At 65.9% G+C, this 17,268-nt stretch carries 18 protein-coding genes; 8 read left to right on the forward strand and 10 right to left on the reverse strand.

Translation table 11 applies throughout. From position 1 onward, the window contains the following. Positions 1–76: 76 nt before the first annotated feature. Genes pcaCD through pcaH form a run of 4 tightly spaced genes read right to left on the reverse strand, consistent with a single transcriptional unit; the run spans position 77 to position 4,002 of the window. A complete protein-coding gene (gene pcaCD / locus AC1MEM_RS13175) occupies positions 77–1,339 on the reverse strand; it encodes a bifunctional 4-carboxymuconolactone decarboxylase/3-oxoadipate enol-lactonase PcaCD (RefSeq protein WP_499471043.1) in 1,263 nt (420 codons plus the stop codon). Then, positions 1,336–2,742, reverse strand: a complete 1,407-nt coding sequence (pcaB, locus tag AC1MEM_RS13180; RefSeq protein WP_499471045.1) for a 3-carboxy-cis,cis-muconate cycloisomerase — start codon at positions 2,740–2,742, stop codon at positions 1,336–1,338. The genes pcaCD and pcaB overlap by 4 nt, the downstream gene beginning before the upstream one ends. Before the next feature lie 33 nt (positions 2,743–2,775). Continuing rightward, positions 2,776–3,297, reverse strand: a complete 522-nt coding sequence (locus AC1MEM_RS13185; RefSeq protein ID WP_499471047.1) for a peptidase associated/transthyretin-like domain-containing protein — start codon at positions 3,295–3,297, stop codon at positions 2,776–2,778. Positions 3,298–3,309: 12 nt separating this feature from the next. After that, positions 3,310–4,002 (reverse strand): protocatechuate 3,4-dioxygenase subunit beta, encoded by a 693-nt coding sequence (pcaH, locus tag AC1MEM_RS13190; protein ID WP_499471049.1) that lies wholly within the window; start codon positions 4,000–4,002, stop codon positions 3,310–3,312. 141 nt (positions 4,003–4,143) lie between these two features. Between pcaH and AC1MEM_RS13195 the strand changes: the two genes are divergently transcribed. Then, positions 4,144–4,917: an IclR family transcriptional regulator domain-containing protein gene (locus AC1MEM_RS13195; protein ID WP_499471051.1), complete on the forward strand. Its 774-nt coding sequence runs from the start codon at positions 4,144–4,146 to the stop codon at positions 4,915–4,917. Positions 4,918–4,968: 51 nt separating this feature from the next. On the opposite strand, the gene AC1MEM_RS13200 is transcribed toward AC1MEM_RS13195, so the two are convergent. Both AC1MEM_RS13200 and AC1MEM_RS13205 read right to left on the reverse strand, forming a co-directional pair. After that, on the reverse strand, positions 4,969–5,460 hold the full coding sequence (locus AC1MEM_RS13200; RefSeq protein ID WP_499471053.1) for a hypothetical protein: 492 nt from the start codon (positions 5,458–5,460) through the stop codon (positions 4,969–4,971). A 28-nt stretch (positions 5,461–5,488) separates the two neighbouring features. Then, complete coding sequence (locus AC1MEM_RS13205; RefSeq protein WP_499471055.1) at positions 5,489–6,058, reverse strand: hypothetical protein; 570 nt, start codon at positions 6,056–6,058, stop codon at positions 5,489–5,491. 204 nt (positions 6,059–6,262) lie between these two features. Between AC1MEM_RS13205 and AC1MEM_RS13210 the strand changes: the two genes are divergently transcribed. Beyond that, on the forward strand, positions 6,263–6,781 hold the full coding sequence (locus tag AC1MEM_RS13210) for an ankyrin repeat domain-containing protein (protein ID WP_499471057.1): 519 nt from the start codon (positions 6,263–6,265) through the stop codon (positions 6,779–6,781). Here AC1MEM_RS13210 and AC1MEM_RS13215 read toward each other — a convergent pair. Continuing rightward, a complete protein-coding gene (locus AC1MEM_RS13215; protein ID WP_499471058.1) occupies positions 6,685–7,470 on the reverse strand; it encodes a PEP-CTERM sorting domain-containing protein in 786 nt (261 codons plus the stop codon). The genes AC1MEM_RS13210 and AC1MEM_RS13215 overlap by 97 nt on opposite strands. A gap of 149 nt (positions 7,471–7,619) precedes the next feature. After that, positions 7,620–8,552 carry a LysR family transcriptional regulator gene (locus tag AC1MEM_RS13220; protein WP_499471060.1) on the reverse strand — a complete coding sequence of 311 codons (933 nt, stop codon included), beginning with the start codon at positions 8,550–8,552 and terminating at the stop codon, positions 7,620–7,622. Between the two features lie 121 nt (positions 8,553–8,673). On the opposite strand from AC1MEM_RS13220, the gene AC1MEM_RS13225 reads away from it, so the two are divergent. The 4 genes from AC1MEM_RS13225 (at position 8,674) to AC1MEM_RS13240 (ending at position 12,357) form a co-directional block, all read left to right on the forward strand. Further along, on the forward strand, positions 8,674–9,645 hold the full coding sequence (locus AC1MEM_RS13225) for a tripartite tricarboxylate transporter substrate binding protein (RefSeq protein WP_499471062.1): 972 nt from the start codon (positions 8,674–8,676) through the stop codon (positions 9,643–9,645). A gap of 28 nt (positions 9,646–9,673) precedes the next feature. Beyond that, the gene (gene leuC, locus AC1MEM_RS13230; RefSeq protein ID WP_499471064.1) at positions 9,674–11,074 is read left to right on the forward strand and encodes a 3-isopropylmalate dehydratase large subunit; all 1,401 of its coding nucleotides are present in this window, start codon (positions 9,674–9,676) and stop codon (positions 11,072–11,074) included. After that, positions 11,071–11,721, forward strand: a complete 651-nt coding sequence (leuD, locus tag AC1MEM_RS13235; RefSeq protein ID WP_499471066.1) for a 3-isopropylmalate dehydratase small subunit — start codon at positions 11,071–11,073, stop codon at positions 11,719–11,721. Before leuC ends, leuD begins: the two co-directional genes overlap by 4 nt. Before the next feature lie 87 nt (positions 11,722–11,808). After that, on the forward strand, positions 11,809–12,357 hold the full coding sequence (locus AC1MEM_RS13240; protein WP_499471068.1) for a GNAT family N-acetyltransferase: 549 nt from the start codon (positions 11,809–11,811) through the stop codon (positions 12,355–12,357). On the opposite strand, the gene AC1MEM_RS13245 is transcribed toward AC1MEM_RS13240, so the two are convergent. Next, the gene (locus AC1MEM_RS13245; protein WP_499471070.1) at positions 12,324–13,271 is read right to left on the reverse strand and encodes a helix-turn-helix domain-containing protein; all 948 of its coding nucleotides are present in this window, start codon (positions 13,269–13,271) and stop codon (positions 12,324–12,326) included. The genes AC1MEM_RS13240 and AC1MEM_RS13245 overlap by 34 nt on opposite strands. Before the next feature lie 126 nt (positions 13,272–13,397). On the opposite strand from AC1MEM_RS13245, the gene AC1MEM_RS13250 reads away from it, so the two are divergent. Beyond that, positions 13,398–14,564 (forward strand): 4-hydroxybenzoate 3-monooxygenase, encoded by a 1,167-nt coding sequence (locus AC1MEM_RS13250; RefSeq protein WP_499471072.1) that lies wholly within the window; start codon positions 13,398–13,400, stop codon positions 14,562–14,564. 237 nt (positions 14,565–14,801) lie between these two features. Continuing rightward, the gene (locus AC1MEM_RS13255) at positions 14,802–15,911 is read left to right on the forward strand and encodes a glycosyltransferase family 2 protein (RefSeq protein ID WP_499471074.1); all 1,110 of its coding nucleotides are present in this window, start codon (positions 14,802–14,804) and stop codon (positions 15,909–15,911) included. Here the strand turns inward: AC1MEM_RS13255 and AC1MEM_RS13260 are convergent. After that, complete coding sequence (locus tag AC1MEM_RS13260) at positions 15,814–17,262, reverse strand: acetate kinase (protein ID WP_499471075.1); 1,449 nt, start codon at positions 17,260–17,262, stop codon at positions 15,814–15,816. The genes AC1MEM_RS13255 and AC1MEM_RS13260 overlap by 98 nt on opposite strands. Positions 17,263–17,268 lie beyond the last annotated feature (6 nt).

A 17,268-nucleotide genomic window follows, 5' to 3' on the forward strand; every position in this document is an offset into this window, starting at 1 on the left:
CACCGTTTGCATGACAGCTGCGGCATGCAAGCGGTGTACCGCGTGGGCGAAGCCCACCCTACAACTACCGTCTCGCTTACAACCCGCCGACAAACCCCACGACACTCGCCGCAAACGCCTCCGGCTGCTCCGCCGCACTCAAATGCGACGCGTCCTTCAGCACCTCGAGCCGCGCGCCCGGAATGCCCGCAACCAGCGCCTCGGCCATCGCCACCGGCGTCCCCTGGTCCAGCTCCCCCGCAATCACCAGTGTCGGCACCGCGATCCGGCCGAGACGCGAAGCGGTATCGACCTTGCCCACCGCATTGCAGCAGCCGACATAGCCCACCGCATCGGTCGTGACGAGCCGGCGGCGGTAGCGCGCCACCGTCGCCGCCTTCTGCGCGCGGAACGCATCATGGAAGTAGCGCCCCATCACCGCATCGGCAATCGACTCGATGCCGGAAGCGCGCACGGTGTCGATACGCTGCTCCCACACCGCCTGCGCCGCTTCCGGATAGCCGCTCGTGGTATTCGCCAGTACCAGCGCCCGCACGAGCGAGGGATGGCGCAGCGCCAGCTCCTGGCCGACCATGCCGCCCATCGACAGACCGACCCACACCACCGGGCCGGCATCGATTTCGCGCAACAGGCGCGCGGCGTCGTCGGCCAGGTCCGCCATCGTGTACAGCGCATCCGGTGAATCCGAACTGCCATGCCCGCGATGATCGTAGGCGATCACGCGGCAGTCCGCAGCCAGCGTATTGGCGAGTGCATCCCACATCGTCAGGTCGCAGCCCAGCGCATGGCTCAGCACGACCGTATGGCGCGGCGCCTTGCCGCTGCGCGGTTCGCGCACGCTGTAGTGCAGGGCAGGACTGCTGGCGGTACGGCCTTCGCGGCCGACGCCGGAATGCACGGCGCCGGCAGGCGCGGACGGCTCCAGCACATAGCCGACCTGCTCACCCACTTCGCGCAGGATCGCCAGCGTGTGGCTGAAGGCCGTGTTCGCGGCCGGCACGCCGGCGTAGATCGCCGACTGCATCAGGATTTCCTTGAGTTCGTCGGGCGTGAGGCGGCTGCCTTCCTCGCCCAGCAGGGCCGCGCGCACGTGCAGCTCGAACTCTTCCCAGCGTCCGAGCGCGATGGTGATCGACAGGACGATCGCGCGCCGCGTCTTGTGGTCCAGTCCCGGGCGGCCCCAGATCTCGTTCCAGGCGAAGCGCGTGATCAGGTTCTGGAAATCGGCATTGAAACTGTTGGCGTTGTTGATCGAACGGTCGACCCAGGCGTCGCCCAGTACGTTGCGCCGGTTTTGCAGGCCGCGTTCGAAATCGTGGTCAAGTGGATCGAAACTCATGCGTTATCGTCTTTTCGAAAAGGGTGGGTGGCGTCCAGTTCCGCGATGCGCGGACGCAGGGCTTGCAACTGGCGCTCGGCCAGGTGGTGTGCCGGCGCCAGGGCGGCAACCGGATCGAAGTGGGTGGCGAGCACCTGCAGGTCGACGTGCGCCGCGAGCTGCGGATCGGCCTTGACGGCGTCGATGAGCAAGGCGTCGAGCGGACGGCCCTCCGTGGTGACGCGGCGCGTCAACCCTTCCAGCAGCGCGTGCGCCGCGGGACGGCCGATGGCGCCGGCCAGGTAGCTCGACGCACTCTCGGCAAACACCAGGCCGTGCAGCGCGCCGATATTGGCCAGCATGCGCTCGCGGTCGACGTTCAAGCCGGCAAAGGCGTCGTTCAGCGCGCGCAGGGAACCGTGGGCCGACAGGAACAGCGGCGGCCACTCGGCCAGCTCCGCCTGCCAGTTGCCGAGACCGCGCTCGTGCTGCTGGTCCATGCAGGACAGCAGCGCTGCCGCATGCTGGGGCGTGCGGCGCGCGGCGGCAAGGGCGATCATGCTCGATACGGGATTCCTCTTGTGCGGCATCGCCGACGAGCCGCCGCGGCCATTGCCCGAGGGTTCGGCCAGTTCCGCGATCTCGCCCTGCGCCATCAGGCTCAGGTCCGTCGCCAGCTTGCCCAGGCTCCCCGTGAGTACGGCGACTTCCATCCCGAGCCGCACCCATTCGTCGCGCTGGGTATGCCAGGCGGCGTCGGCCACTTCCAGCCCGAGCTGCGCGGCCACGCGTTCGGCGACCACCGCTCCCTTGTCCTTCATGACGGACAAGGTGCCGACCGCGCCGCCCAGTTGCAGCTGCAAGGCGCGTTCGGCGGCTGCGCGCAGCGAGGAGCGCGCACGCACCAGAGGCGCCAGCCAGCCGGCAACTTTAAAACCGAAACTCGTCACCTGTGCCGGCTGCATCAGCGTGCGCGCCAGCACGGGCGTCGCGAGATGCTGCTCCGCCAGCGCCATCAGGTGAGCGCACAAGGCCTGCAAGCCGTCGTCAAGGAGCTGCAAGGCCTCGCGCGTGACGAGCACCAGCGCCGTGTCGATCACGTCCTGGCTGGTACTGCCCCAGTGCACATGGCGCGCCGCCGCTTCGTCGTAGAGCGCGACGGTCTTGGTCAGCTCTTTGACCAGGGGGATGGCAAGGCTGCCGGCACGCCGCCCGGCGTGGATCAGGGCCGGGATGTCGTACAGCTCGGCCTTGCAGACGCCCGCGATCGCAGTGGCCGCGGTGGAGGGGATCAGGCTTTCCTCGGCCTGGGCGCGCGCGAGCGCTTGCTCGAAGCGGAACATCGCCCCGACGATGGCCGCGTCGTCAAACACGTCGATCATGTCGGGGGTAGTGAGGAAACTGTCGAAGATCGATATGCTCATGGATTATCCTTGTACTGCGCCTCCTGTCGCGGCTTATGCGTAGTCGAAGAAGACGGTTTCCGCTTCGCCCTGCATCCGGATATCCCAGTGATATTGCCCGTCGCCGGTGCGGCGCGCAAGCAGGGTCGCGCGGCGCGCTTCCGGCACCTGGTTCAGGATGCTCGACCCGGCGAGGCCCGCGTCGTCCTCGAGGAAGACGGCGGTGAACTGGTGCAGCACCAGGCCGCGCGCGAAGACGGTCACGTACATCAGGGGCTCGCCCTGCGTGGCCGCCTGGGGCAGCGAGACGCGCAGGCTGAATTCGCCGTCCGCGCCACTCGGCACGCGCCGGAAGCCGGGGATCATCTGTTCCGGTTCGGCGGCCGCGGCGGCGGGCGTCCAGGCTTCGATCTGGGCGTCGTTGATGGGGGCGCCGTCGCCGTCGTAAATGACGCCGGACACCAGCACGGTCTCGCCGGTCGTTTTCAGGTTGCCGGGAATGCAGGCATCGACGGCCCATTGCCAGGCTTCGTGCGAGAAGGGGCCGATGGTTTGCGAAGTGGTGATGTTGCTCATTTGGTCTTCTCCTTAAAGGCCCATCGGCGTAGCGTTGCGTCCGCGCAGGACGATGTCGAATTCGTAGCCGAGCATTTCGCTGCCGACCGTGTATTCGAGGCTGAAGCGCGAGACCAGGCGCTGGCGCGCCGCTTCGTCCGGCACGCTCTGGAAGATCGGGTCGTAGTCGAACAGCGGATCGCTGGGGAAATACATCTGCGTGACGAGGCGCTGCGCATACACGTTGCCGAACATCGAGAAGTGAATATGCGCCGGGCGCCATGCCTTGTCGTGGTTGCCCCATGGGTAGGGACCGGGTTTGATCGTGACGAAGCGGTAGCGGCCCTCGTCGTCGGTCATCATCTTGCCCAGGCCGTGGAAATTCGGATCGAGCGGGGCGGCGTGCTGGTCGCGGCTGTGCCAGTAGCGGCCGGCCGAGTTGGCTTGCCAGACTTCGACCAGGGAATTGCGCACCGGCTTGCCGTCTTCGTCGAGCACGCGGCCGGTGACGACGATCTTCTCGCCCAGCGGCTCGCTCGCGCCATGGGCGGTGAGGTCGGTATCGTTCGGCAGCAGGATGCTTGATGCGACGACGATGTTCTGCGAGGCCGGCACCGGCGCTTCGATGCGCAGTGCGGCTTGCTGCGGCCCCCGTTTGACCGTGGATTTGTAGGCTGGGTAGATGAGCTCGGGATAAATGCCCGGCTCGATCGGATCGAATTTCACGGCGGTCTCCTTCATTTGATGTTGTCGATGCCGGAAATAGTAGGCCAGCCCTGCCGGGCTCACAAGCGGTCAAGGTGCGGGCTGCTCCGCAATGCGCACACTGTGTGCGATACTCGCACAAATCCCTATTTTTTTGCTCGTATGCCTACCGAAACCGACGCTCCTCTCGAACGCGACCTCGTCGCCGGCCTTGAAAAAGGCTTGAAGGTGATCGAAGCCTTCGACCAGGAACGTTCGCGCCTGACCATCGCGGAGGTCGCCGACGCGACCGGCCTGACGCGCGCCGCCGCGCGCCGCTACCTGATCACGCTGACCCACCTCGGCTACATGCGCCACGAGAACAAGCTGTTCTCGCTGACGCCGGCCGTGCTGCGCCTCGGCCAGAGCTACCTGCATTCCGCCCGCCTGCCGCGCATCGCCCAGCCGCTGCTGTACCGGCTCGCGTATTCGCTGGGGGAGGCGGCCTCGGTCGGCGTGCTCGACCATGACCAGCTGGTGTGCGTGGCGGCGGTCAGTGCGGGGCAACTGGTGTCGGCCACGCTGCAGCCGGGCACGCGGGTGCCGGCGTATTGCACGGCCAACGGTCGCATGCTGCTGGCGAGTTTGCCGCAGGTTCAAATCGAATCGTTTCTCGAACGCGCCCATCCCGAGGCGATTACCCAGCATACGATCGTGCATCGTGAGCGATTGGCGCTGGAGATTGCCCGGGCGCGGGCGCAGGGTTATGCGCTGGTCGACCAGGAGCTGGAACTGGGCCTGCGCGCGATTGCCGTACCTTTGAAGAACTTCCGCGGCGACGTGGTGGCGGCGATGAATGTCAGCGTGCACGCGGGACGGCTGCCGATCGAGCAGATGGTCGAGCGGTGTTTGCCGGCGATGATCAAGATTCAGGTGGAGCTGGGGGCGCTGCTGTAAGCCTGCCGCGCAGGGCCTGGCGGATGCACGATACGCCACCGCGCTGCGTGTTTACCGATTCGGACGGCAGGACTTTCCCTCGTACTGATACCGATTCAGCGCGTACTCCCTGCCGTTCCAGCGTTCGACCGGGAAACAGAAGCCCGGGCCGCCGACCTCGATGTCGGGCCAGCCATCCTTGCCCTTGACTGTGAGGAAGGTGGGAACGCCTGTCCCGCTTGTTACCTTTTTCCAGCCGCCATCCACCTGTTTCGACACCAGCGTGTATCCGGCGCCAGTGCTCCCGAAACAGTAAGTGCCGCCCTCGGTGATCAGGGCCTCGGGCCGTCCGTCGCCGTTCAGGTCACGCACTTCGGCGACCTCGCCCGGAGAGTAGGACGGCGTCGGGTCGTCGCAATTGCGCCACTGCTTGCCCATCAGCGTGAAACCAGCTGCCTTGAAAGCGGAGGCTTGATCGGCCGGGGAGAGGCTCGACGGCGCGCTCCTGGCCGTGACGCTGCAGGAGAGTATCGCCGCGGTAGCGATCAGCATGCGGATTTTCATGGAAACAATCGGTGAACTGCTGCCTGCATCAAGGCCCGGGGTGTGGATTGTCGGGCAATGAAGGAATTGCGCGCAGGTATTCGAACATCGATTCAAGGTCGCGGTCGGTCTTTTTCCCGATCGTCGTCCAGGGCATCACTTGCAGGATTTGTCCGGCCGGGTCATGTGGATTATGGCCGGTGCGCAGTGTCTTGATGAACTGGGCGCGGGTCAGGCCCGCAGGCCTGCCGGCATGGTCCGGGGTCAGGTTGGGCGCGGTGATGAACGGGCCGAACTGTCGCCCGCCGGACAGGTATTGGGTCGCGTCGATCATCTCGGGTTGCCCCAGGTAGGGGTCGCTCCCCGGCGCATAGGTCGGATGACTATGGCAATCGATGCAACCACCTGTGTTGACGTTGTAACTGCCCAGCCCAACGAGCGCACGGTCCTTTCCCATCATGTTCAGTTTGACGCCTTTCGGCACCAGTTCGAACCCGCGCTGGACACGGTTATCGCTGCCATCGTCGTGCCTGTCGTCCGCGAGCGAGGACCAGGCGGTGGTCGCCAGGACGGCGCTCAACAACCATGCGCCGCGGCGCAGCATCGGTGAAGTCTGCATTTGTCGATCCCCTTGTTATTCGAATTGAAGGCGGCTTGGCTGCGCATTCAATCAGTATAGTAAGAAGGGCGGCCTGTACAAGGTGAGATTGCGCCTGCCTGCCCCCCGCCAGGTACCTCGAACAACTGATTCCTTGTAACTTCCTCCACGTTTGGCATTGTGTGATGGACGACGGGCCAGGCGCTCGCATCGGAGTCGGACGACGTGGACATTTTTTCGTCGGTTGAACGGAAAAACCTGCCCGAGTTAAGACGGATTTTGAAGAAGGACACGGCTGCAGCTCGCGACAGTGATTGCTGGGGGCGCACGGCTTTGATGCTCGCGTGCGTGGAAGGCGAGCCGGGATTCGTCGAGTTGCTTTTGCCCTGGAGCGACGCCAACGCAAGCGACAGGGATGGCGAGACCGCCTTGATGCTTGCGTCCTTTGGACACCCGGGATGCGTCGAGTTGCTTTTGCCGGCCGGCGACCCGATGGCGCGCGACGCGGACGGATGGACTGCCTTGATGCGGGCTGCTTCCAGCGGCAGTGAGCGCTGCGTTGCGCTGCTCCTGCCCCATAGCGATGCGACGATGGCGACTGAATCCGGGCTCACGGCGCTTGATATCGCACCCCCGGTGTCGAACAATCAGCCGCGCCGCACCCGGCGGCGGCTCGCCCCCAGGGCGGCCAGCCCCAGCGCCATCAAGGACAACACGCCCGGCACGGGAACCATGTTCACCTGACCTTCGATGACGTCGTTCTGGCAGGTCTCGCCCCAGTGCATGGCGATCGACGTGTAGTTCAGCAGGTCGGTCGACGAGGCCAGGATCTTGAATTCCAGCGCCTGGTCCGTGGTGACCGTCCAGGTACCGACGAGGCCGGTGTCGATCACGCTCGCGGCAGCCCTGTCCACGGCCGTCGCCTGGCCATCGCGGTAATAGCAGGCGCTGGCCAGGGCGCAGCTCATGAAGGATTCGCTCATCTTGATGCCGGCGGCGTTGGTCCCGCCCGTGAGTTGATAGAGCTTGAACCTGCCGCCGGTGTTGCTGTAGCGGTCGTCGAGGCTGAAGCCGTACGACCACACGGTACCGTTGCCGGCGTTGTCGTAGACATGGTTGGCGTCGCTGCCATAAGGCGTCCAGTTCTGGGCGAGGAACACGTCGCCATAGCCGATGCCACCCGTGGTCAGATTCGCGTCGATGCCCGCGTGGCCGGCGAAGTTGGTGGAGATTCCGATCGTCAGTTGATCGCCGGCGCGGGTAATGGTCGCGCCATGGATGTAGAAGTTGCTGTCGCCGACCACGTCGCCGTAACCGTGCGAATCGCTGCCCCAGTAGGCAGCTGCGCCGGTGTCGGTGATGACGCCGGCATGGGCGCCGGCACCGGCGAGGAGAGCAGCAGCGGCGAGCGTTACCTTCAAGACGTTTTTCATGGAATCCCCAATCTGGTTTGTGTAATGACAAACAGAGCAGGAACCATGCCAGAAGTAAATATTACTTGTAAAACAGTAACTTAACTTTCTTAAGGAAATTTTTGCCGGTTCGACTGTAAAGTTTTCCGTCAGAATCAGAAGCGATCAGCTCACCAGATCAAATCGCCCCTGTTCCGTGTCCTCTCCGTCCTGCGCCGGTCCGCAAACGCCTCCAGCATGAAATCCACCATCGCCCGCGTCTTCGCCTGCAAATGGCTCCTGGTCGGAAACAGGATGTAGATATCCGCCGGCGGCGCATCCCAGTCCTCGAGCAGCAGCACCAGCCGCCCCGAGCGCAGGTAAGGCGCGGCATCCCATTCCGAGCGCAGCACGATGCCGTGCCCATCCAGCGCCCACGACAGCGCCGCCTCGCCGTCATTGGTGCTGAGTGGCCCGCGGACCTTGACCGTCTCCTGCCGCGTCCCCGAACGGAATTGCCAGCTGCCGTAAATTTCGTCGCTCTCGCGCAGCACGATGCAGCTGTGCCGGTACAGGTCGCGCGGTGAGGCCGGCAGGCCATGCGCGGCGACGTAGGCGGGGGAGGCGCACAGGAAGCGCCGGTTGTCGGCCAGCTTGCGCGCGGTGATGCGGGCGTCCGGCTGTTCGCCGAAGCGGATCGCCAGATCAAAAGCCTGCTCGACCAGGTTCACCGGCCGGTCGCTCAACTGCATCTGCACCTCGACCTCGGGATAGGCGCGCGCAAAGCGGGACAGTTCGGGCGTCACGTATTTGCGGCCGAAGCCGAGGGTGGCGTTGATGCGCAAGAGGCCCTGCGGCACCACGCTGCCGCCGGAAATCTTGCGCTCCAGCGCTTCCAGTTCGGCCACCAGGCGCTGGCCTTCGCCGAGATAGGTTTCGCCTTCCGGGGTGAGGCTCATGCGTCGCGTGGTCCGGTTCAGCAGCCGTACCCGCAGGCGCGCCTCGAGCGCGGCCAGGCGCTTGCTGACGGCCGGCGGCGTAATGCCGAGCTCCTGGGCCGCGCCCGCCAGGCTGCCGCGCCGTACCACCAGGGCAAAGAACGACAAATCGTCGAGTCCATCCATTCGTAACTCCCGCGACCGAATCAAGTTAATCAATATTCATTATACGAGTTCTTATTTCTAATATCATGGTGCTGTCCGGCAGCGATCCGGACCTGATGCATTCCATCCACCGGAGGAGACCATGAAGATCAAACTAGCCCTGCTGGCGCTTGCCGCCTGCTGTATGACCGGTACGACGACCCTTGCCCACGCCGAGAACTATCCCGCGCGGCCGATCCGCCTCATCGTGCCCTACGCACCGGCCGGCAGCGCCGATATCGTCGCGCGCCGGATTGCCGATGAATGGGCGAAAGCGGTCGGTGGCAATATCTACATCGAGAACAAGGCTGGCGCCGGCGGCAACATCGGCGTCGACGCCGTCGCCAAGGCAACGCCGGACGGGTACACGATCGGCCTGCAGACCGTCTCGCTGGCGATCAATCCCTCGCTGTTCGCGAAGATGCCCTACGACACGGTGAAGGACCTGGCGCCGATCGGCATGGTCGCGACTTCGCAGCACGTGCTCGTCGTCAACCCGGCCTTCCCCGCGAAGGACACGAAAGAACTGCTGGCCGCCGTCAAGGCCAAGCCGGGCGGCTATAACTACGGCTCGGCCGGTCCGGGCAGCACCTTCCATATGTCCGCCGAACTGTTCAAGGACGTCACCGGCGCCGACATCCGCCACATCCCGTACAAGGGCGGCGGCCCGGCACTGGTCGACACCATGGCCGGCGTCGTCGACATGAGCTTTCCGGTGCTGTCAGCCGTCGTGCCGCACGTAAAGGCCGGCAAGCTGCGCGCCATCGGCGTCACCGGGCCGACCCGTTCGCCGCTGCTGCCGAACGTGCCGACCCTGGCGGAATCGGGCGCGCCGGGCTACAGCTTCGAGACCTGGTTCATCGTGTTCGCCCCGGCCGGCACGCCGCAGCCGATCATCGACAAGCTCAACGGCGCGCTGAACAAGGCGATCTCCTCGCCGCAACTGAAAGACAAGCTGGTCAAGGACGGCTTCGACCCGATTCCCTCCACGCCGGCCCAGGCCCAGGCGCGCCTGTCCCAGGAACTCGCTTCCTGGAACAAGCTGATCAAGGCCCGCGGCATCACCGCCGACTAACCCGAATAGTCATTGAACAGGCATTGAAATGAGCAAGACCCTTTATCGCAAGCTGGTGGATGCGCATACCGTCGTGAAATTGGATGCGGACAATGTCCTGCTGTACGCCGACCTGCACCTGATGAACGAGTACACCAGTCCGCAGGCCTTCGCCGGCCTCGCCGAGCGTGGTTTGACGACGCTGTATCCGGGCCAGAACGTGGCCACCGTCAGCCACATCATTCCGACCCATGCGGACAAGCTGCGCATCATCGCGGACGGCGATTCCGCCCTCCAGGCAAGCAACCTGAAGCGCAACTGCGAGCGCCACGGCATCCCGCTGTTCGACACCAACGACCGGTTCCAGGGCATCGAGCACGTGATCGCGCCGGAGCACGGCATGATCCGTCCCGGCATGGTGGTCATCTGCGGCGACAGCCACACGACGACCTATGGCGCGCTGGGGGCGCTCGGTTTCGGCATCGGCACCACCGAGGTCGAGCACCTGCTGGCCACGCAGACCCTGGTCTACCGCATGGCCGGCGACATGCGCATCCGCATCGACGGCGTGCTGCCGCCCGGGACCACGGCCAAGGACCTGGTGCTGATGGTGATTGCCCGCATCGGCGCCCAGGGTGCGCGCGGCTATGTCGTCGAATTCTGCGGATCGACCATCGACGCGCTGAGCATCGAGGCGCGTTTTACCTTGTGCAATATGGCGGTGGAAGCGGGCGCGCGCGGCGCCCTGATCGCCCCGGACGAAACGGCGGCGCGCTATGTGCTGGACCACTGCCCGGACCTGCCCGGCGATGCGACGCTGCGCGCGCGCGCCCAGGCGCACTGGGCGCAACTGGCTTCCGATCCGGATGCCCGCTTCGACGTCGAGTACACCTTCGAGGCCGCCGGGCTGGCGCCGATCGTGACCTGGGGCACGAGTCCCGACCAGGCCATGCCGGTCACCGGCCGCGTGCCGGAAGCACGCCACGCCTCGGACACGCGCGCGCTGCAGTACGCGGGGCTGGCCAGCGGCATGCCTTTGGAAGGCATCGACATCGACCACGTGTTCATCGGTTCCTGCACGAATGGCCGCATCGAAGACCTGCGCGCAGTGGCCGAAGTCGTGGGCAGCCGCAAGGTCGCTCCCGGCGTGCGCGCGATGGTGGTGCCCGGCTCGGGCGCGGTGCGGGAGCAGGCCGAGCGCGAAGGCATCGCGGCGCAATTGATCGCGGCCGGATTCGAATGGCGCAAGCCGGGTTGCTCGATGTGCCTGGCGATGAACGACGACGTCCTCGCGCCGGGCATTCGCTGCGCTTCGACCACCAACCGCAATTTCGAAGGGCGCCAGGGCCGCGGGGCCATCACCCACCTGATGAGCCCAGCCATGGCCGCCGCCGCCGCGGTGACCGGCAAGATCACCGATGTCCGCACCCTGCTGGAGCACGCACAATGACGCACACGCTTATCGAGGGAGCCGCCGCGCCGCTCCCGATCGCCAACCTCGACACCGACCAGATCATCCCGAAGCAGTTTTTACGGGGCATCGACAAGGCGGGCCTGGACCGCGGCATCCTCTACGACCTGCGCTTCGACGCGGCCGGGGCGCCACGTGCCGGTTTCCTGCTGAACCAGCCGGCCTACGCGAACGCGCCGATCTTGTTGGGCGGCGCCAACTTCGGCTGCGGATCGAGCCGCGAGCATGCGGTGTGGGGCTTGCAGCAGTTCGGCGTGCGGGCGGTGATCGCGTCGAGCTTCGGCGAGATTTTCTATTCGAACGCCATGAACAATGGCCTCATGCTCGCCACGGTGCCGGAAGACTATATGGAACGCCTGTTCGCGCTGGCGGCGACGTCGACCAGTCCGCTCGAGGTCCGCGTCGACGTCGAACGGCTGGAGGTGGGCAGTGCCGCGGGCACGGCGCGTTTCACGCTGAGCGAGCGCCATCGCCGCATGTTCATGGATGGGCTCGACATGCTGGGCGCTTCCCTGCAGCACCTGCCTGCGATCCAGGCATTTGCCGGGCGCTGGCAGCAGGACCATCCGTGGCTGAAGGATGTGGCCGCAGGCGCGCGCGCCAGGCTGGACGGGCTGCCGTCCTGAGGCCGGCGGGGCATGCTATCGTATGTCCTTGCCCTACGGCATGCCCATCCTGGCCTGCCGTGCCGGACCCATGCCTGAAGGAAGCCTGTGCAACCCGTTCGACTCGATAGCGCCTGCGGCGTCGCCCTCGTTCCCGTCTCCGTCGGTCATGCCGCCATGCTGGCCGAACTGGTCCGGCAGGACAAAGATTACCTGAATGCCTGGCTGCCGCTGGTCGCGACCTTGGACTCGGCCGAGGCGGCCGCGGCGCACCTGGAAGCGGCCACGGTGCGCGCGGAGGCAGGCGAGGTCTTCGAATGGCACCTGTTTATCGGCGACAGCTTGTGCGGTTCGGTGCGCCTGAAAGACATCGATCATGGCGACCGCAAGGCCGGCATCGGCTATTTCGTCGGCAGCCGCTTCGCCGGCAAGGGCATCGTCACCGGGGCGCTGCGGGCAGTGCTGGCATGGTGCTTCGGGCCGCTCGGCCTGAACCGGATCGAGCTGCGCTGCGCGGCCGGCAACGAGCGCAGCGCACGCGTCGCGGAGCGGCTGGGCTTTGTGCGGGAAGGGCTGCTGCGCCAGGACGAATGCCTGCATGGCGCGTTGATCGATCATCACGTCTACGGACTGCTGAAGGCGGAATTCAGCGCCTGAGCGCCGGGCGCGGCCTTCAACTGCGCCTGCTGCCGGAATGCCTTCGGCGTCACTCCCATCAATTTCTTGAACAGCCGGCTGAAATAGGCTGGGTCCTGGAAACCAAGTTCGTAGGCAATGCTCGACACGCCGGCCGGCACATAGGTCAGCTTGCGGCAGGCTTCCAGCATCAGCCGGTCCTGCGTGATCTCGAAGGCCGATTTGCCGGCCAGTTTCAGGCACAGGCGGTTCAGGCGCGTCGGCGCCACGCGCATGGCGTCCGCATACTGTTTGACCTGCCATTGTTCCTTGTAATGGCGCTCGACCTCGACCCGAAAGCGGCTGAAGAGTTCGAAGTCGCCGCGACCGGAGGTGTCGGCGATGCGGCGCTCGGCCTGCACCCGCACCAGCATCAGCAGCGCACTGCGCGCCAGCCATTCGAGCATCAGCGTGTGGCCGTGGCGCGGCCAGGAGGCCTCATGGATCAGGTTTTGCAGCAGCGCTTCGATGCGCGCCAGCAGCTCGGGCGCGGCGCCGAGGCTGACGGCGAGCGGCTGCACGAACAGCGGCGAAAACAGGTCGCCCTCGTGGCCGGCGGCCGCGAACAGCATGTTCTGGTCGACCGTCAGCACGTAGCCATGGGCTTCTTCCGAAAAATCGAAACCATGCGGGAGCGACGGGTGGATGGTCAGCGCCACCGGCGCATCGCACTCCCACAGGTCGCCGTCGATGTTCGCGCGGACCTGTCCTTCGAATAAAAAAAGTACCTGAAACAGGCCGGCATGGGTATGGGTGCCGATGTGCCAGTCATGCTTGCGGCTGCGCGTCTCGATCAGCTCGATGTGCACGGCTTCGGCATCCGTGCCCCGCGTGGCTTCGCCGTAAAGGGCGAATTCGGGAACGCTGGAGGGCAGGGCGGTGGCGATGGCAGGCATGGGAAGTGTGGTTTGCTGATTGGGTAGGTGTAAAAATAGTACAAGTTTTTTCGGGTTTGATCCATTCTTATCCGCGCCTCCCGGCACTAGGATGGTGTTAACTAAAACGTATCCGGAGACACCATCATGAAAACCCAGGTCGCCATCATTGGCGCCGGCCCGGCCGGCCTTCTGCTTTCCCATCTGCTGCACCTGCAGGGCATCGAATCGGTCGTGCTGGAAAGCCGCAGCCGCGCCGACATCGAGGCGACGATCCGCGCCGGCGTGCTCGAGCAGGGCAGCATGGACATCCTCAACGAGGCGGGCGTCGGCGAACGCATGCAGCGCGAAGGGGCGCTGCACCACGGCTTCGAGTTCGCTTTCGGCGGACAGCGCCATCGCGTCGACCTCACCGGACTGACCGGCCAGTCGATCACAGTCTATCCGCAGCACGAAGTCATCATCGACCTGGTGGCGGCGCGCATCAAAGCCGGCGGCGACCTGCGCTTCGAGGTAAGCGAGGTGGCGCTGCACGACATCGACAGCGCGCAGCCTGCGGTGAGCTTCGTCCACGGCGGCGAGGCGCGGCGCATCGGCGCCGATTTCGTGATCGGGGCCGATGGCTTCCACGGCGTCTCGCGCCCGGCCTTTCCGGCGGGGACGCGCGAGGATTTCCAGCGCGTCTATCCCTTCGGCTGGTTCGGCATCCTGGTCGAATCGGCGCCTTCGTCGGACGAGCTGATCTACGCCCAGCACGAGCGCGGCTTCGCCCTCGTCAGCACCCGCTCGCCGACCGTCCAGCGCCTGTATTTCCAGTGCGATCCGCAGGACAAGGTCGACAACTGGTCCGACGACCGCATCTGGTCGGAATTGCATGCGCGCCTGGAACATAACGATGGCTGGAAACTGAAAGAGGGCAAGATCTTCCAGAAGGGCATCATCGGCATGCGCAGTTTCGTGTGTGCGCCGATGCGCCACGGCCGCTTGTTCCTGGCGGGCGACGCGGCCCATATCGTGCCGCCGACCGGGGCCAAGGGCATGAACCTCGCCATTTCCGACGTGCGCATCCTGTCGCAGGCGCTGCTGTCCTTCTACCACGGCGGCAGCGAGGAGGGACTGGACGGCTATTCGGAAACCGCCTTGAAACGCGTCTGGCGCGCGGAATATTTTTCGTGGTGGATGACGCGGCTGCTGCATACCTTTGCCGATGCGTCTCCCTTCGAGCGCCGCATCCAGCGGGCGGAACTGGAGAACATCGTTGCTTCACGGGCCTTGCGGACCGCGCTGGCGGAAAATTACGTCGGAGCGTTCTGAGCAGACCAGCTTTCACACCAACGCTGCATCAGCCCGTCAAGTCAGAGTCGCAAGCAACTGAACAGTTCCGCGGCGACGGCTGATGCGCCGCAAACGGTGCCGGGCCTGCGGACCTAAGCTCGATCTATCTCATCAAGGATTAGCCGAGCTCATGCACGCGCCAACGCACCTGCGTTTCCCTGCCGCCGCCGCTTTACACGCCCGTGACTGCGGCCGCCATTGCGCCAGGCTGCTGTCATGAACGGACCAGCGCCGCGCGTCAGTGTCCTGATGCCCAGCTACGAGCAGGAGGCCTTCCTGCCGCGCGCACTGGCAAGCCTGTGCGCGCAGTCGCTGGCCGACTGGGAAGCGATCGTCATCGACGACGGCGCGTCCGGCGCGACGCATGCGGCGCTGGCGCCCTGGCGCGACGATCCGCGCCTGCACTACCTGCGCCACGAACGCAATGAAGGCCTGGGGCGGGCACTGAACGCGGGCCTGGAGCGGGCGCGGGCGCCACTGGTCGCCTACCTGCCCAGCGACGACCTGTTCTACCGCGATCACCTCGCGCAGTTGTGCGCGGCGCTCGACGCCGATCCGGGCGCCGTGCTGGCCTGTTCCGGCCTGCGCCACCACTACAACCGCAGCGCGGAAGGGGCGATCCCGGAGTTCTGGCTGCAGCTGGTGCAATGCCTGCACCGGCGTGGCCCGACGCGCTGGCTCGAGCGCGGCGAACTCGAATCGGACGATCTCGAGCGGCTGTTCTGGGGAAGGCTGCGCGGCCTCGGGCGTTTCGTCGGCACCGGGCAGCTCAGCTGTGAATGGGTCGACCATCCGCTGCAGCGCCACAAGCTGATGCGGGAGCCGCTTGGCGGCATCAATCCTTTCCACCAGCATTACCGGGTGGCGGCGCCGCTGCGTTTTCATACCTCGGTCGGGAATGCCATCGACGAGGTGGCGCAGTACCGGGGCCTGCGCGCGGAGGCCGCAGCGCCGCCAGCGCCGGACGGCCTGAAGATACTGCTCGTTGGCGAGCTGGCCTATAACGCCGAGCGCGTGCTGGCGCTCGAAGCGCAGGGGCACCGCCTGTACGGGCTCTGGATGCGCCAGCCCTACTGGTTCAAAGGAAGTCACCAAGGGAAGTCACAACGCGAAGCAAGCAATGGGCGCGGCTGCGCGTCCACCGTGCAATCGATGAGACACGCATCGGGCATGCGATGGCCATTCGGCGGATTTTTTCGGCCCGCACCGGCACGGGCGCACACCAGGCTCAGAACGACATCGGCACCCGCACCATCAGCGTCACGTCCGGCGTATCCCGGGTCAGGCCCGCGCCGACGGCCACGCTCAGGGTCTTCTTGTCGCTGAGGCGGTAGGAGTAGCCGATCAGCAGGGTGCCGAGCTGCAGGCGCACCGAACCGGGGACGGTCACGCCGGACTGCTTGGTGCGCCCGACCGAGTTGTGATCGTAGCCGACACTGAACGAGGCCTTGTCGTTCAGGGCCAGGCCCATGCCGAAGTTGAAGCCGAACACGCCGCCCGGTGCAACCGTGCCGAGCGACTCTTTCTCGCCATTGAGCACGGTGCGCGAGACGTCGCGCTTGAAGTTGTGCAGGTAGCTGAAGCTGCCGAAGAACACGGCCGGGTCCGACGGGAACAGCCAGGTCAGGCTTGGCTGCAGCGAATGGAAGCCCGAGCCGGTCGGAAGTTCCAGCGGCAGGCCGCTGCCGGTGATGTTTTCGCCAATGCAGCGGCGCTGGCAATCGGTCGTGACCTCGAACGGATCCTTGCCGGTGCGCGATTTATAACGCAGGCCAGCGATGAAATACGGCTTGTCGGCGCCGCCGTCGTTGAGCTGGTAGCGTCCCGCCAGTTCGACGTCGCCGATCGCCTTGCCGCTGGTCTCGAAAACGCGCTCCACGGCAGTGCCGGTGAAGACTTCGCGGCTGACGGTGGCGTCGCTGCGGTATACGTACGGCAGCTTTGCCTCGACCTCGAAACGGTTGGTGATGCCGCGGCGCAGCGTTGCGGTGGCGGTGGTCGTGTTGCGTTTTACTTCGCGCACGTCGATCAGGCCGATGAGCAGGGCGGGGATGACGGTATAGCCGACCAGGGCCACCCGATTGTTCGATGAATAAGCATACTGGATGGCCGGCTCGAACACGTATTTTCCGCGCGGGGTCAGCACGCCCGGCTGCTCGAAGATCGGCGCGACTTCCCGCTGGCGGCTGTTGTCGCTCGGGGCGCGGCCGACGGCGGCAGTGTTGGTCGCCGCGGTGGGGGCGCTGGCCGGGCCGCCGACCGGGGCGGCCGGTGCCGCCGGCTGCTGGGGCGCGCCGGCGCCGGCGCCGGTTCCCCGCATGCTGTCGAGCCGGGTCGCGGAAGCGGGAAGCGCCAGCCCGGCGGCCAGCGGCGAACTCGGTGCCGGGTTGAGCGGCGCATTGCCGGTGCCGCGCGTGCCGTCGAGCGCCGCGTTCGACACGGCGCTGCCGGCGAGCATCGGATCGGCGGCGGCCGGCGTTGGCTGGGGCGCCGTCGTGCGCGCCGCGCGCACGTCGCGCTCGAGCTCATCGATACGGGTGCGCTGGGCATCGAGCTGCTGGCGCATCGCCTTGACCTGCTCGACCAGTTCCTCGACGGATTGTGCCTGCGCCGGAAGGGCGCAGAACGCCGCGCTGACGGCGAGGGCGCCTGCACACAGGGCCGGGATTTTCTGCATTGGTCT

This window comes from Telluria sp. AIW5, from assembly GCF_056680575.1.